This is a genomic window from Natrinema sp. LN54, assembly GCF_052439245.1.
Taxonomy (GTDB): Archaea; Halobacteriota; Halobacteria; order Halobacteriales; family Natrialbaceae; genus Natrinema; species Natrinema versiforme_A.
In genome coordinates, this window is sequence record NZ_JBQVRP010000001.1 from 667,865 (window position 1) to 682,021 (window position 14,157).

Sequence of the window (14,157 nt, forward strand, 5' to 3'; positions counted from 1 at the left end):
GGTGGGAAAGAGACCCTATTTAGACGATAACGTAGTCATCATTGCCGAACGTATTCGGCACAGTGACGCCGTATACCGTCGTTGCACCGGATTGATCAACGAGGTTGATCGTCGCAGATGAACCCGTTGCTAGACCAGCACCGCCTTCAATTTCGTCGAGAGCAAGCGTGATTACCACCCGCTCTTCACTGCTTGTTAACGAATCGTCGGATTTGTCAGTAGCGACTTCATCCGTAACGAATGTATTTGAGCTGGGGTCATCATTTGTGTCACCGAATGTGAGTGTTTGGTCTGCAGAGCCACTCGTATACTGGATAGTCGCAGATGTGAGATCAATCGCTTCCGAACCTGCGGATTTCTTGACAGTGAGGTTGAGATTCGAAATAGCAGAGCCGTTAGTCTCACCAACTGCGTGCGTAACGTCGATCTGGTTCGCAACCTCCTGCTGCGTTTCGGAGCCGGTATTCGAGGCCTGACTCTGGAGGAGTCCGGCCGTGTTAATCAGTACGCCCGCTGCGATCGCTGCGACGAGCACCATTGCGATGAACACGATCAGGGTACCGATACCGACCTGACCGCGCTCGTCTGCGTCTGTAAGTTTTTCGAACATTATGTGTACACCCTGAGTGCCGACCTCGCCCGGTCGGTTCCGTCGTGGCATTCGGCGCCACCGTGGAACCTCGAGACGCCCACGCGGGCGTCGGTCCCCGACTCGACGGGATGCTCCCGTCGCTCCCGCGGTGGGCGTGGCGACGGGCCACGAGTCGTGTCCCGTCGAAGGCCGGAGTGTGGCGAGTGGTTCGGCATCACAGTATCTGGGGATGCACCCCAGCGGACACATCGCTCAGTCGGACTATCAAGCTCCGTATCACCTCAGACCGCGTATCGAGACTCGACTCACGATTCGAAACACGGCGCGAACTCGAGCGCACATCTATAGGAACACCGCAACTACGGGTGAGTAGTATGACCGTATCGTCCGACGAGGATCGCCGCCGAGAGCGCTCGAGCGCGGCGAGCCGTCGAAGCACGCGCTCGCGGAGGGAGTAGATGGAGTTCGGACTCGATTCCCTCCGCGACTTCATCGAAGACTTCCTCAGCGATAGCGGCGGCCGCCGCGGGCGCGAGCGCGAACAACAGCGCCAACAGCAGGACGACCCGTTCGAGGAGACGGCGGCCGACGCGCAGACGGGGAAGTCGACGGACGGGGCGGACAGTGACGAACGCGTCGAGTCCGAGCCCGATTCGGGCGGCAGCGGTGGCGGTGGCGGCGGACTGTTCGGCCGCGGCTCCTCGTCGACCGACGAGGAGGAACTCGACGACCTCTACTACCGGCTCGACGAACTCGAGGAGCAACTCGAGGACAAGAGTTCGGAGCTGGGCACGGTCCAGGACTCCCAGCAGCAGGTCGCGGATCGCGTCGAGGAGATGAACGACACGGTCCGCCAGCTGCTCGGGGTCTACGACATGTTGACCGACGACGTGAACCCGTTTACGGGAGCCGGCGAGGAACGGAACGGATTCGGCGTCTTCGGCGAAGACGAGTCGCCGCCCGAGGAGCCGACCCGGAGCGGCGTCGGCGTCGCGGACGGCGGTACGAAGAGCGCGGAGGAGACGGTGTCCTTCGACGACCTCAAAGACGTCATCGAGGACGCGGCGGCCCAGTCCGACGGTGACGGCAGTGGTGAGACGATCGCGTTCGACGAGGACGGCGACACCGACGACACCACCGTCGAAGTGCAAGCCACCGAGAGCGTCGACGGGCCGGACGCGGACGACGTGGACGAAGACGATGGGACCGATGAGGGTGGCTCCGACGTCACCCTCGAGACGCTCGCGGACACGTACGCGACAGATATCATCGTCCTCGAGTGGCTGACCGAACTGGTCCGGACGGCCGGCCCGGCCGCGACGCTGCGTGCGATCTCGTACTACAGCGAGATCGGCTGGATCGACGAGGAGGTCAGGGACCACCTCGAGGCGATGCTCAGCGGTCCGGACCTCGACATTCACGTCGATCCGGGGACGACGCCGGACGAACTGACCGCCGAGGATCACGCCGACAGCTACACGTACATCATGAAGCTCCAGGAGATCCACGAGACCAAACGGGAGATCGAACCGGACGCCGAGACGGGGACGTAGCCGTGACCCGAGCCGACGACGGAGGACGGTGATTCGACGTGGGATTCAGTACCAGCGGGGCGACGGCGATCATCGTCGTGGGCGTCCTCGTCGCCGCGGGGATCGCCTACCCGGTGTTCCAGACGGCCCACGAGAACCGGTCGACGGCGATCGACGACCGCGACGATCGACGCCTCGAGATGCGAAACACGGCGATCGAGATCGACTCACAGGGCTACCAGAGCGGAAACGAGGAGTTCATCATGCACGTGAATAACACCGGCTCGACGACGCTTTCGGTCGCCGAGACGGATCTCTTGATCGACGGCAACTACCGAAGCCGGAGTACCTACGAGACGAGCGTCGACGGAGCCCCGGGCCGCGAGCTGTGGCAGCCCGGAGAGACACTGACCGTCACGGTCTCGACCGACCCGAACAGGGTGAAGCTCGTGACCGAACACGGAATCGCCGAGACGGTGGTGCGGTAACTATGGCGGGCGACTCCGTCTCGACGCTGATCCTGTTCATCGCCGCGATGTTGGTCGCGGCCGGCGTCGCCGGGACGCTGGTGACCAACGTCAACGAACTCAGCAACTCGGTCGATACCCAGAGCGCCGACGTGACGGACAAGATCGATACCGACATCGAGATCATCAGCGATCCGGGGAGCGATGCGGTGTACAACTCGGACGGCGCGGAGAACGTCACGATCCTCGTGAAAAACACCGGCCAGAAGACCCTTGCCGACGACGGAACCGGTCTCGACGTGCTGGTCAACGGCTCGTACATCTCGGACGAGGCGATGACGGTCACGGTGCAAGACGGCGGCGGGCCGTGGCGACGGGGCACGGTCGCCGAACTCGAGATCGACCAGTCGCTCGCGACGGGCGAGGAACACCGGGTGAAGGTGACCGTCAACGGTGCGGAAGAGGTGTTCGAATTCTACGTCTCATGACAGAGTATCACTCCATCGGACTGACCGATCGCGACCGCGTGAACAACGCCATCGGCGGCGGAATCCCAGCAGGGAGTATCGTCCTCATCGAAGGCCAAGACGGCGCGGGCAAGAGCGCGCTCTCCCAGCGCTTTTCCTACGGGATGGCGACCGAGGACGCCTACGTCACGTACGTCTCGACGGAGCTGAAATCGTGGGAGTTCGTCCAGCAGATGAATTCGTTATCCTACGACGTGGTCGACCTGCTGTTGGACGAGCAGTTGCTATTCTTGCACGCGAACGTCGACACCCGCAACGAAGGGCAGGAACGACAACTGCTGGGTCGGCTCGCGGGCGCGGAGACGCTCTGGAAGGCAGACGTCGTCTTCGTGGACACGCTGTCGTCGCTCCTGCGGAACGATCCGAACTACGAGGCGGTCATCAACGAGGGCGACGAGGACCACGTCATCCAGCGGCTCGTCACGTTCCTGCGGCAGGTGACCATGCGGGACAAGTCCGTCGTCCTGACCGTCGATCCGACGAGCGTTCGCGACGACGCGTTGCGACCGCTGCGAAACGTCGCCGACATCTACCTCGAGATCGAGACGAACACGGTCGGACAGGAGATCAGACGGAAGGTCCTGGTCCGGCGGTTCCAGAACATGAAGAACCCGGTCGACGACTCCATCGGCTTCAGCGTCCAGCAGGGCCGCGGGGTCTCGATCGTCAGCAGGACGGTGGCCTAGATGTCCGACTTCGGCACCGCCCGACTCGAGAGCCAACTCGACGCGCTGGCCGACGACTACCCGCATCTCAGGGAGCACCTCGAGTGGTTCTACGAGGAGTACGGCGAGTACCCGAAACTCATCGACGAGCCAAGCGGCGAGTGGGAGTCGGATCGACCCAACGTCATCTACGAGGCGGAGGCGCCGATCTTCTGTCACGTCCACGGCGATCTGGGGATCGACACCACCTACTACTGCGTCGAGCCGACCCTCGAGGACGAGGACAAGGCGCTGTACAACCGCATCCGCCAGAAAATCCTCGACAAGAGCGTCACCCGGCCGGCACCGGGCAACGACGAGGAGTTCGAGGAGCATCTGGACGAACTCCTAGATGAGGTCGTCGAAGTGACCTCGGGAATCACCGGGCAGTCGATCGGCCGGCTCAAGTCGTTCGGGACGAGCAAGATCGCGCTCTCGAGCGACCAGTTCACCCGGTTGCGATACCAGCTCCAGCGCGACATCGTCGGGCTCGGTCCGCTGGAACCCGTGATGGTCGACACGGCCAACGAGGACATCCACGTGATCGGGCCCAAACAGTGCTATCTCGATCACGGAACCTACGGGATGATCTCGGCGACGGTCGACTTCGGCACGCCCGAGGAGTTCGAGCAGTGGCTGCGGAACATGGGCGAGCGGATGAACCACCCCGTCAGCGACTCCGATCCGGTCATCGACGCGACCCTGCCCGACGGCTCGCGTATCAACATCATCTACTCCGACGACGTGTCGGTGCAGGGGCCCTCGTTGACGATTCGACAGGGCGAGGAGATCCCGCTGTCAGTCTTCCAGATCACGAAGTGGGGGACCCTGAGCCCGGAACTCGCGGCCTACCTCTGGCTCTGTCTCGAGAACGAACAGACCGTCTTCGTCGTCGGCGAGACGGCGTCGGGGAAGACCACGACGCTGAACGCCGCGCTCTCGTTTATCCCGCGGGACGCGAAGATCTACACGGCCGAAGACACCGCGGAGGTCATTCCGCCCCACAACACGTGGCAGCAACTGCTCACCCGCGAGGGGTCGGGCGACGAGTCGGCCGACGTGGACATGTTCGATCTGGTCGCGGCCGCGCTGCGATCCCGCCCCGACTACATCGTCGTGGGTGAGGTCCGCGGAGCGGAGGGGCAGATGGCGTTTCAGGCGGCCCAGACCGGCCACCCGGTCATGCTGACCTTCCACGCCAGCGACATCGTCTCGATGATCCAGCGCTTTACCGGGGCCCCGATCAACGTCCCCGAGACGTTCATGGACAACTGCGACGTCGCGCTGTTCCAGAACCGGGTCAAACAGGGCGACGACGTCCTCCGTCGGGTGACCTCGGTCCAAGAGATCGAGGGCTACTCCGACTACGAGGGCGGCGTCGTCACCCGGCAGGCGTTCAAGTGGGACCCCCGCGACGACGAGGTCGCCTTCACCGGCCGGAACAACTCCTTCGTCCTCGAGGAACAGATCGCGACGCTGCTGGGCTACGAGGACACCCGGAAGATCTACGACGAACTCGACCGCCGGGCGGAGATCATCCGCCAACTCATCGACGCCGACGTGCTCGGCTACCACGAGGTCAACGACGCGATCGCCGACTTCCAGCGCGACGGCCTCGAGGGGCTTCCCATCCGGATCAGCGGCATCGATCAGTTCGCCTGAGATCATCATGTCGACCGACTCCCAGTCCGCGCCCGATATGAGCGCTCGATCGGTCCTCGAGTCGCTCAACATGGCGTACGCGAACATGGAGATGTCCGCCTCGCGGTATCTCTTGCTCGTTATCACGCCCGCGTTCGTGTTCTTCCTCGGATCGGGAGTGGCGGTCCTCGCGCTCGGGCTCTCGCTGATGATCGGGCTCCCGGTCGTCCTGTTGGGGCTGTTGGCGATGGTCGTCGCGATCATCTACCCCAAGCTGGCCCAAGACCGCAAGCGAAAGCAGGTCCGCCAGCGCTTTCACCTCTTCCTGACCCACATCACGGTCCTCTCGATGACGAACATCAACCGCGTCGAGATCTTCCGGACGTTGGCGGAGGAAGACGAGTACGACGCTCTCGCCGAGGAGATGGGGCATCTCGTCGCGATGGTCGACACGTGGAATCAGAGCTTAGACGACGCCTGCCGGCTGCGCGCCAAACAGACCACGAGCCCGCTCTTAACCGACTTCTTGGAGCGACTCGCGTACACGGTCGGCGGCGGCCAGCAGATCAGCGAGTTCCTGATGGACGAACAGGACACGATCATCCAGCAGTTCGTCACCCGCTACGAGGCCGATCTGGCGAAACTCGACGTGATGAAGGAGCTGTACATGTCGATGATGCTGTCGGTGGCCTTTATCCTCGTATTCGCCATCGTCCTGCCGATCCTGATCGGGACCAATCCGACGGTGCTGATCGGCGGTACCATCGTCATGTTCTCGATCGTGCAGGTGGCGTTCGTCTACGCGATCCACGTCGTCTCGCCGTACGATCCCATCTGGTACATCGAGGAGACCGAGGGGACCGGCCCGCTGACCCGGATCCCGCGGGCGCTCGCGATCGGGATCGGGTGCAGCGTCGTCCTCGCGCTCGTCATGGTCCTCGCCGCGCTCGGGATCGTTCCCGTCATCGCCGATCGCGTCCCGCTCCCGCTCATGGCCGCGCTCCCCGTCACGCCGCTGTTGCTTCCCGGCTGGCGGATGCGCCAAGAGGAACAGAAAGTCAAGGTCCGCGACGGGGAGTTCCCCAGTTTCATCCGCGCACTCGGGGCCGTCGAGAGCGTCAAACAGACCTCGACCGGCAGCGTCTTGGAGAGCCTGCGGCGCAAGGACTTCGGGGCCCTGACTGACAACGTCGACGCGCTCTACAAGCGGCTCAACATGCGGATCGACGACATCCGCTCGTGGCGGCTGTTCGCCGCGGAGACCGGCTCCTACCTCATCCAGAAGTTCGGCGACATGTACGTCGTCGGCCGCCAGATGGGTGGTGACCCGCAGGTGCTCGGGCAAGTCATCAGCGAGAACCAGAACGAAGTGCTCAAAGTCCGCGAGCAACGCCAGCAGGCGACGATGACGCTGATCGGTGTCCTCTACGGCATCACCGCCGCCGCCGTCTTCTCGTTTTTCGTCGGCCTCGAGGTCGTCGAGATCATGATGAACATCACGAGCGAGATGAACTTGGAGGAACAGAGCGACGTCGCCGGGAACCTGCTCAGTACCGAGCAGTACGATATTCAGACCATCGAGTATCTGCTTATCCTGACGATTCTCATCAACGCCGCGCTCTCGGCGGTCATGATCCGCATCACCGACCGCGGCCACATGATCAGCGCCCTGGTCCACTTCGTCATCATGACGTGGCTCGGTGCGGTGATCGCCGTCATCACGCAGTACGTCGTCAACGTCGTCATCAGCGTCTGAGGCCGTCGGTTCGGGTTGGAATCGCTTCTTGGGTGGACTCAAAACACCGACTCGAGAGCCGGGTCCGCCTCTCGGCCGCCGTGCGGCAGCCGCTTCCGGTGGCGACTCACCGCTCGTAATGACGCGAATCTTCTTGACCGTTCCGCGACTGGAACAGCAATAGACCGGCGATGCCGGCCACCCCATGTCAGACTCACAGCCCTACCTCGAGACGCTCGAACGATCGGCCGGGCGAACCGACGCCACCATCCAGTGGGCGCGCTTTCTCGGCGAGACCTTCGGGACGACGGGCGCGCTGAACTGCCTGCGCTACTACGAGGACCTGGGCTGGATCAGCCCGCTCGTCCGCGAGCAGATGACCTCCTACCTGCGCGGGCTCTCGCTCGGCGAGATTCACAACAAACGCTACGACGAACCGACGACGCTGGAGTACCCTCTCGAGTCCCTGAGCGGGACGCTCTTTAGCGCACACGCCCAGAGCCTCGAGTACATCGCGACGATTCGGGGCGACGACCTCGAGGAACACGTAATGATCGCGCGGATGGCCGAACGGCGAGTCGAACGGCGGATCGACAACGAGGACGATGCGGACGCCGACGAGCCCAACGAGATGGTCAGCATCATCCGCGACGGCCCGTCATCTCATTGACCATATACCCGACGAAGGGCCACAACAGTTATCAAGGGTATTCTGCGCCACCACAGAAGTGGATATATCCATACGATATAGAAATTAGACGACCGTTCGTCTTCTTTTCATCCCTACATCGGGCAACCACGATACGAGTCGACCAGTAGTCAGTTATTACGTCATTCTCGGTGGCTTGATTTATAGCAAAAGCGTACCGTTCGGTTCCCTGTCCCTTAATACGTCCCAGCGTCAGGAACTCAGTAGTCGTGAATGCGCCCCGTGTTCGATCGCCCGTCGGCCTGCGTGGTCGGCGGCCGGAAAACGGGCCGCTCACGAAACCCCCATCTGGTGATCGTCAATGCGTGAGGAAACACCCAACACCGAATCCGTGCTCGACGAATTGTCGAGGGCGGCGACTGCGGACAACCAGTCGGAATCGTACGATATCTCCCTCGGATCGACCGAGGACGGAACGAAAGACATCGAACGCGAACTCGACGAACTGATGGAGCAGGTAAACAGCGCGCTCCCGACCGACGAGGTCCAGTTCGACGAGGCAATCATCAAGGAGAACCTCGACGAAATCCTCCTGATGCTCATCGCGCTCCACGAGGAAACCCACGGCAAGGAACTCCTCTCGGACCTGACCCACCTCTTCGGTGCACAGCTCAGCCCGGGTACCGTCTACCCGAGCCTGCACAACTTAGAGGAAGACGACGTGCTCTCGATGCACGCCAAGGTTCGAACCAAGGAGTACTCCATCGCCGACGAGGAGTACGTCCGTGCGACCGTCGAGCGAACGATGGTCCAGCATCTCGCCTTCGGACTCCTGCTGTACGCCTTCCTCCCCCGGCTCTGAGCCGGTCGCGGTTTCCGTTTCTTCGAACTCCGAGAACACTCGCTGTCCGAAAACAGACCTAGCTAGCGAAAACCGCGACCGCATCGCTCCTCGGACGGCGAAACTCGAGTACGAGATGCGCCGCTACCGGCCGCTGTGTCGCCGGTATCGGTCCCGTCCGTCAGGACTCCTCGAGGTCCTTCGCGATTTCACTCAGGCTCTCGGTTGGCGGTTCGCGGGCGTCGTAGTAGGTCGTCTCGCCGGGCGCGCGACAGCCGTAGAGGAACTCGGGTTCGACGACGTCGATCAGCACCGAGCCGCCCGCCGGTACGTCGTGGTCGTCGGTCCACTCGGCCAGTCGGTCGGTCGCACCGCTGGGGTCTCGAGCCAGATCCGGCGTGTCGTAAATACCCGGAATCGACAGTTCCTCGCCCGTTAGCGCGCGTTCGACCCGCGCGAACCGTTCCTCGCCGTCGAGTGCAACCCGGACGACCTCGTCGGTCGGGAACTGGTCGCGGTCGTCGGCCGGCACCTCGAGTTTGACCCCCGTCGCCGTCTCCGTACACGTCGATCTAACCGTGTCTACGGCGGGGTGGTCGCTCGCAATTCTGTCTGACATGAAAACGAATCGGATTGAAATCGACGCTGCTTACTCGTCGTCGGCGTCGCCGAGCAGTTCGTCGACATCGGTACTGCCGCGCTCGGTGATCGATGCGTTGATCTGTGCGACGGCGTCGGAGACCTCGCGGCCTCGAACGGTGATTCGGCGGCGCTCGCCGTCTCGGGACGGCTTGTAGCCGGTCTGCTCGCCGGCCATCATGACTTCCTTCAGGTTCGGCCCCGCGACCTCCTCGTTGAGCGGGCGGCCGGCCTCGTCGGAGCCGCCGGTGATCTCGAGCGTGTAGCCGTCGAGTCCGACCGAGCCGCCGTCGACCTCGTCGCCGATCGACTTGCCGATGAATCGGTTCGCGTCCTGATCCTCCGCCTCGAGCTGGTGGGACGACCCGGACTCGGGGTCGCCGACAACGACAGTGAAACTTGCCATGCCCGACGGAAGACGGCCGTCGCTCAAAAGAACATCGATCCCACCGAACTTTTGCTCTGCGGGCGCGGCTCCGCCGAGCCCTCGGCAAAACTTCGATGAAAAGCACTCCTCCCTCCGTTTCGACCCCTTCGGGGTCTCCACATCGGTCGTCGGCCCGCTCGCTCACCCTTCGGGTTCGCTCGCGGTCGGTACCGGGTAACGGCCTGCCCTCCCCCGGGTCGGACGGCTCTCGCGTTGCTCGAGCCGTCCTCCCGGCCACTGCACGTAAAATCGTCCAGTTCGGCGTCCGATTCGCTCGAACAGTCAAGTATGTCGAACGCCTACGAGGAATCGTGTTCATCGATCCCGGGCGACTCGAGGTACGCCTGCGCGAGGAGTTCGGCGGGACGAGCGGGCAGTCGCGGGTGGTCGTTCGACAGGCCGTCGATCTGGCCGATTCCGGCCAGTACGAGGCCGATATGGGGGAGACGCTGACGAACGACCTCGTCCTCGAGGAGTTGGCGGACGCCCCCGAGGGGACCCCGCCGGAGCGGTGGAACTGGTGGATCGGGTCGCTCGAGATCGCATACGGCGGCTACGGCCGGTTCGGAATCCGGACGTATCGGAAATAGCCGCCCGGGTCGGATGGCAACACCGATTGTCCTCCGTGACGTACGGGGGCCTATGAGTGAGCTGTCGCGACCGGTCTGGCCGGCGTATCCGCTGTCCGCGCTCGTTGCCGGCCTCGGCCACTGTTACCTCGGTCAGTGGAAACGCGGCGGGATCTGGTTCGGCTGCTACGGGCTCGCGCTCGCGTTCCTGAGCGCGCGGTCGCTGTCGGGCGCGCTCGAGCCGGGTAATCCGTTCGTCGTGACGGCCCTGCAGTTCGACGCGGTGAGCTACACCGACGTGGCCGTGCCGCTCGCGATCCTCCTTATTTGCCTGCTCGACGTGTATCTCATCGGGCTGGCCGAACGGGCCGGCGTCCCGGTGGCCGGGGCGGACGACCGCCGCTCGAACAGTTCCTGACGACTCCTCGAGCCGCGACGCGAGTCAAACGGGCCGCTGTCCGACCGGTGTCGCCGCGTGGTTTTTGTGCGCGTCCGACGAACGGTGTGTATGGGACGACTCAGTTCCGTCCTGCTGAAGGGAGTCGGCGTGCTCGTGCTCGCGCTCATCGTACTGAGCGTCGTCGGAACGATCCTCGGGATCGCGCTCTCGGTCATCGCGGCCGTCCTCTCGATGATCGTGTCGCTCGCGATCATGGGTCTGTTCGCGTTGGCAGTCGTCGGACTATTCTCGGTGCTCAGCGGTCGCTCGAGCCCCGCCGAGGAGCCGGATTCACAACGGCAGTCGACTGACCAGCCCGATCCCGAGGAACGCCTTCGCTCCCGGTACGTCGCCGGCGAACTCGAAGACGAGGAGTTCGAACGCGAACTCGAGCGGCTCCTCGCGGACGAGCGACGGGGCCGACCCGAGACCGACCGGTCGGGCGCTCACACTACGACGAACGAGACGCGGCGGCTCCGCGATCGGTAGGCTGGCGCTGTCCGCGAGAGCCCGACACCCGTCGACCGGAACCAACGGAGGCAAGCCGCGCGAGGTCCGAGAGAGTCGTCATGGACGTTCAGTTGCTGGGCGGTGCCGGCGAGATCGGCCGGAGCGCGATCTATATCGACGAGACGCTCTTGCTCGATTTCGGGATGGATTCGGGGAATCCGCCGGCGTTCCCGATCGGCGACGTCGATCCCGAGGCCGTCGTCGTCAGTCACGGCCACCTCGATCACGTCGGCTCGGTCCCGGCGCTCCTGTCGGGCGACGCGCGGCCGTCGATCCACTGGACGCCGCCGACCTATGACCTCACGATGGTCCTCGCCCGCGACACGCTGAAACTCCACGGCGGCAGCTACGACTGCCCGTTCACCGAGGCGGAACTCGCCCGCGTCGCGGAGGTCTCGGAAACCCACGGCTACGAAGACACGTTCGAGGTCGCCGGCTACGAGGTCACCTTCTTCGACGCCGGCCACGTTCCCGGGAGCGCCCACGTCCTCGTCGATGACGGCGAGACGCGACTGCTCTACACCGGCGACTTTCACATCGAGGGACAGCGGCTGCTGGCCGGCACCACCGCGCGGCCCGACGCCGACGTCGTCCTCTGTGAGAGCACCTACTCCGACGTGACGCGGCCCCCGCGCGAGGAGATCGAACGCGAGTTCGCCGAGAGCCTGCGCACGACGATCTGGGAGGGCGGCACCGTCGTCGTCCCCGCGTTCGGCATCGGCCGCACGCAGGAGGTACTCTGTCTCTGCGAGGAATACGACCTCGAGTGCTACGTTGACGGGATGGGCACACGCGTCACGGAACTCTTCTTGCGCGAGCAAAACCGCGAGTTCCTGCGCGATCCGGACCTACTGCGCCGGGCGAAGGGCAACGCCCGGTTCGTCGACGGCCGGGACGGCCAGCGCGAGCGGATCGCGGAACAAAACACCGTCATCGTCACCACGAGCGGGATGCTCCACGGCGGCCCGGCCATGACCTACGTCCCCGCGATCCGCTCGCACCCGACGAACAAGATCGCCATGACGGGCTATCAGGTCGAGGGCACCCCCGGACGCGACCTGCTCGAGACCGGGAGCGCCGAAATCGACGGCCGGATGATGCCGGTCAGCGCGCAGGTCGAACAGTACGACTTCTCCGCGCACGCGGACCGCGAGGGGTTGCGCTCGTTCCTCGAGGCCTACGAAGGCGCGAGAGTGCTCGTCAATCACGGCGACCGCTGTGAGGCGTTCGCCGCGGAACTGCGGGCGGACGGCTACGACGCGTCCGCGCCCGAACTGGGCGAGCGCCTCGAGTGCTGATCGGGCGGCCGAGACGGGTGCGATGGCGACCGCCGGTCCGGCACGTTCAACGGGTACGGTTTTGCCTCGCGTCGTGGTCGTCGCGTGCGTGACTGACACCGATTCAGACGCCGGCCCCGAGACGGAGACCGACCCGGCGGAACTCGAACTGAGCGACGCCGAACAGGCGGCGCTCCACGAACTCCAGTTGGGAATCGAGCACGTCCACCGGGCCTACGGCACCCTCCTCGAGTTCCACCACGAACTCGGCCACGCGATGGACCGGATGAGCGACGCCGAGGCCGAACTGCGCGAGGCCGGCCACGAGGAGTGGGCGAACGACCTCCGAGACGACCACCTCCCCGCGGGGGCGATCAGCGATCAGTGGACGTTCGAACTCGTCGAGGAGTTCTCCGAAGCGTTCCTCGAGGACGTCGACGCCTTCGAGACGCGCGTCAGAGACGAACTGGCGGACGGCGTCGATCACGTGACCGAACGCCGTCAGAAACAGCAGTTACGGGACCGCGCCCGGAGCGAGGAGTAAGCGGCCGGGGCCGGCCTCGCAACCTCGAGTGGCGACGAGGGCGGCTGGCGTCGCTCGTGAGCGGCGACGGGCTACAGTTGGTCGATGATCTCGTCGGCGAACGTCGACAGCGCCGCTTCTTTGTCGTCGTTTCTGATTCCGATAATCGCGTGATCGAGGCCGTAGTCCGCGAGCCGGGCGAAGTAGTCGCGGAACCACTCGATGCCGGCGTGGAAGCCGAGGTGGAGCGGTTCGGGCTCGGCCGTCGGGTCGTCGGCCAGTTCGACCTGTACCGCGATGGCGAACGGTTTCTCGCCCGCGGCCTCGCGCCAGTCGGTCAGATAGCTCTCGAGGGTCGACTCCGGGAGATGGTAGAACAGCCACCCGTCGCCGTGCTCGGCGATCCACTCGCGGGACTGGCGGGCGTGGCCGGTGGGCAACAGCGGGAGCGTCTCGGTCGTCGGCTTCGGGACCACCTCGAGGTCGCCCTCGAGGCTGCCCCACTGGCCCTCGCACTCCGGGAACTCCTCGCGCCAGACGGTTCGGAGCGCGTCGACGGACTCGCGGAACAGCCGGCCGCGCTCCTCGCGGTCGACGCCGAAGGCGGGGTACTCGGGGTCGCGGTCGCCGGAGGCGACGCCGAGGACGAGCCGGCCGTCAGAGAGCTGGTCGACCGTCGCCGCGGACTTCGCGACGTGGAGCGGGTGACGGAGCGTGAGGACGACGCTCGAGGTGCCGAGCGCGATCTCGTCGGTGCGGGCGGCGACGTGTGAGAGCCACGGCCACGTGTCGAAGGACTGGCCCGCGTCGCCGAACTTCGGCCAGTAGGTCGGGACGTCTCGGGCCCAGAGGCCGTCGAAGCCGACCGCCTCGGCGTGGTTCGCGAGCCCCAGTTCGTCGCCGACGGTCGGCGTCGAGCGGTTCGCCCCCGTGAGCGGGAAGCCGACGCCGAAGGTCAGCCCGTCGCTGTCGAACAGGCGTCGGTAGCCCGCGTTCTCGTGTCCACCGGCAGGCATTCGGTCGTGCTATCGGACCCAGCGGTATGACGATGGCGCTGTCCGACCACCGTTGCCGGTTTCGACTGC

At 64.6% G+C, this 14,157-nt stretch carries 17 protein-coding genes; 13 read left to right on the forward strand and 4 right to left on the reverse strand.

Translation table 11 applies throughout. The features are described from left to right. Positions 1-19: 19 nt before the first annotated feature. Entirely contained in the window at positions 20-610 is a 591-nt protein-coding gene (locus ACT4ML_RS03370) for an archaellin/type IV pilin N-terminal domain-containing protein (protein WP_444719590.1), read from the reverse strand. 440 nt (positions 611-1,050) lie between these two features. Here ACT4ML_RS03370 and ACT4ML_RS03375 point away from each other — a divergent pair, with 440 nt between their 5' ends. The 8 genes from ACT4ML_RS03375 (at position 1,051) to ACT4ML_RS03410 (ending at position 8,709) form a co-directional block, all read left to right on the forward strand. Next, a complete protein-coding gene (locus ACT4ML_RS03375) occupies positions 1,051-2,145 on the forward strand; it encodes a FlaD/FlaE family flagellar protein (RefSeq protein ID WP_444719591.1) in 1,095 nt (364 codons plus the stop codon). A gap of 38 nt (positions 2,146-2,183) precedes the next feature. Then, positions 2,184-2,612 (forward strand): flagellin, encoded by a 429-nt coding sequence (locus tag ACT4ML_RS03380; protein WP_444719592.1) that lies wholly within the window; start codon positions 2,184-2,186, stop codon positions 2,610-2,612. 2 nt (positions 2,613-2,614) lie between these two features. Then, a complete protein-coding gene (locus ACT4ML_RS03385) occupies positions 2,615-3,079 on the forward strand; it encodes a flagellar protein G (RefSeq protein WP_444719593.1) in 465 nt (154 codons plus the stop codon). Beyond that, entirely contained in the window at positions 3,076-3,804 is a 729-nt protein-coding gene (locus ACT4ML_RS03390; RefSeq protein WP_444719594.1) for an ATPase domain-containing protein, read from the forward strand. Before ACT4ML_RS03385 ends, ACT4ML_RS03390 begins: the two co-directional genes overlap by 4 nt. After that, complete coding sequence (locus tag ACT4ML_RS03395; protein WP_444719595.1) at positions 3,805-5,484, forward strand: type II/IV secretion system ATPase subunit; 1,680 nt, start codon at positions 3,805-3,807, stop codon at positions 5,482-5,484. Positions 5,485-5,491: 7 nt separating this feature from the next. Further along, positions 5,492-7,219, forward strand: a complete 1,728-nt coding sequence (gene flaJ, locus ACT4ML_RS03400) for an archaellar assembly protein FlaJ (protein ID WP_444719596.1) — start codon at positions 5,492-5,494, stop codon at positions 7,217-7,219. A gap of 184 nt (positions 7,220-7,403) precedes the next feature. Next, positions 7,404-7,868 carry a FlaD/FlaE family flagellar protein gene (locus tag ACT4ML_RS03405; RefSeq protein ID WP_444719597.1) on the forward strand — a complete coding sequence of 155 codons (465 nt, stop codon included), beginning with the start codon at positions 7,404-7,406 and terminating at the stop codon, positions 7,866-7,868. A 340-nt stretch (positions 7,869-8,208) separates the two neighbouring features. After that, positions 8,209-8,709, forward strand: coding sequence for a helix-turn-helix transcriptional regulator (locus tag ACT4ML_RS03410; protein ID WP_444719598.1), 501 nt, complete (start codon positions 8,209-8,211; stop codon positions 8,707-8,709). Between the two features lie 160 nt (positions 8,710-8,869). Here ACT4ML_RS03410 and ACT4ML_RS03415 read toward each other — a convergent pair whose 3' ends face one another. Both ACT4ML_RS03415 and ACT4ML_RS03420 read right to left on the reverse strand, forming a co-directional pair. After that, on the reverse strand, positions 8,870-9,307 hold the full coding sequence (locus ACT4ML_RS03415) for a DUF7112 family protein (protein WP_444719599.1): 438 nt from the start codon (positions 9,305-9,307) through the stop codon (positions 8,870-8,872). A 30-nt stretch (positions 9,308-9,337) separates the two neighbouring features. Continuing rightward, entirely contained in the window at positions 9,338-9,733 is a 396-nt protein-coding gene (locus ACT4ML_RS03420; RefSeq protein WP_444719600.1) for a 30S ribosomal protein S6e, read from the reverse strand. A 332-nt stretch (positions 9,734-10,065) separates the two neighbouring features. Here ACT4ML_RS03420 and ACT4ML_RS03425 point away from each other — a divergent pair, with 332 nt between their 5' ends. The 5 genes from ACT4ML_RS03425 to ACT4ML_RS03445 all read left to right on the forward strand — a co-directional run bounded on the left by ACT4ML_RS03425 (position 10,066) and on the right by ACT4ML_RS03445 (position 13,093). Next, the gene (locus ACT4ML_RS03425; protein WP_444719601.1) at positions 10,066-10,344 is read left to right on the forward strand and encodes a hypothetical protein; all 279 of its coding nucleotides are present in this window, start codon (positions 10,066-10,068) and stop codon (positions 10,342-10,344) included. A gap of 52 nt (positions 10,345-10,396) precedes the next feature. Further along, positions 10,397-10,741, forward strand: a complete 345-nt coding sequence (locus ACT4ML_RS03430; RefSeq protein WP_138243868.1) for a hypothetical protein — start codon at positions 10,397-10,399, stop codon at positions 10,739-10,741. Between the two features lie 90 nt (positions 10,742-10,831). Next, positions 10,832-11,251 (forward strand): SHOCT domain-containing protein, encoded by a 420-nt coding sequence (locus tag ACT4ML_RS03435; protein WP_444719602.1) that lies wholly within the window; start codon positions 10,832-10,834, stop codon positions 11,249-11,251. An 80-nt stretch (positions 11,252-11,331) separates the two neighbouring features. Beyond that, positions 11,332-12,570, forward strand: a complete 1,239-nt coding sequence (locus ACT4ML_RS03440; protein WP_444719603.1) for an MBL fold metallo-hydrolase — start codon at positions 11,332-11,334, stop codon at positions 12,568-12,570. A gap of 88 nt (positions 12,571-12,658) precedes the next feature. Continuing rightward, on the forward strand, positions 12,659-13,093 hold the full coding sequence (locus tag ACT4ML_RS03445; protein WP_444719604.1) for a hypothetical protein: 435 nt from the start codon (positions 12,659-12,661) through the stop codon (positions 13,091-13,093). A 71-nt stretch (positions 13,094-13,164) separates the two neighbouring features. On the opposite strand, the gene ACT4ML_RS03450 is transcribed toward ACT4ML_RS03445, so the two are convergent. Then, complete coding sequence (locus ACT4ML_RS03450; protein ID WP_138243864.1) at positions 13,165-14,088, reverse strand: LLM class oxidoreductase; 924 nt, start codon at positions 14,086-14,088, stop codon at positions 13,165-13,167. Between the last annotated feature and the right edge of the window lie 69 nt (positions 14,089-14,157).

Bases quoted from the DNA above. Each gene is read 5' to 3' on its own strand.
- ACT4ML_RS03370 (WP_444719590.1), bottom strand. From the start codon at position 610: ATGTTCGAAAAACTTACAGACGCAGACGAGCGCGGTCAGGTCGGTATC.
- ACT4ML_RS03375 (WP_444719591.1), top strand. From the start codon at position 1,051: ATGGAGTTCGGACTCGATTCCCTCCGCGACTTCATCGAAGACTTCCTC.
- ACT4ML_RS03385 (WP_444719593.1), top strand. From the start codon at position 2,615: ATGGCGGGCGACTCCGTCTCGACGCTGATCCTGTTCATCGCCGCGATG.
- ACT4ML_RS03390 (WP_444719594.1), top strand. From the start codon at position 3,076: ATGACAGAGTATCACTCCATCGGACTGACCGATCGCGACCGCGTGAAC.
- ACT4ML_RS03395 (WP_444719595.1), top strand. From the start codon at position 3,805: ATGTCCGACTTCGGCACCGCCCGACTCGAGAGCCAACTCGACGCGCTG.
- flaJ (WP_444719596.1), top strand. From the start codon at position 5,492: ATGTCGACCGACTCCCAGTCCGCGCCCGATATGAGCGCTCGATCGGTC.
- ACT4ML_RS03405 (WP_444719597.1), top strand. From the start codon at position 7,404: ATGTCAGACTCACAGCCCTACCTCGAGACGCTCGAACGATCGGCCGGG.
- ACT4ML_RS03410 (WP_444719598.1), top strand. From the start codon at position 8,209: ATGCGTGAGGAAACACCCAACACCGAATCCGTGCTCGACGAATTGTCG.
- ACT4ML_RS03415 (WP_444719599.1), bottom strand. From the start codon at position 9,307: ATGTCAGACAGAATTGCGAGCGACCACCCCGCCGTAGACACGGTTAGA.
- ACT4ML_RS03420 (WP_444719600.1), bottom strand. From the start codon at position 9,733: ATGGCAAGTTTCACTGTCGTTGTCGGCGACCCCGAGTCCGGGTCGTCC.
- ACT4ML_RS03430 (WP_138243868.1), top strand. From the start codon at position 10,397: ATGAGTGAGCTGTCGCGACCGGTCTGGCCGGCGTATCCGCTGTCCGCG.
- ACT4ML_RS03435 (WP_444719602.1), top strand. From the start codon at position 10,832: ATGGGACGACTCAGTTCCGTCCTGCTGAAGGGAGTCGGCGTGCTCGTG.
- ACT4ML_RS03440 (WP_444719603.1), top strand. From the start codon at position 11,332: ATGGACGTTCAGTTGCTGGGCGGTGCCGGCGAGATCGGCCGGAGCGCG.
- ACT4ML_RS03450 (WP_138243864.1), bottom strand. From the start codon at position 14,088: ATGCCTGCCGGTGGACACGAGAACGCGGGCTACCGACGCCTGTTCGAC.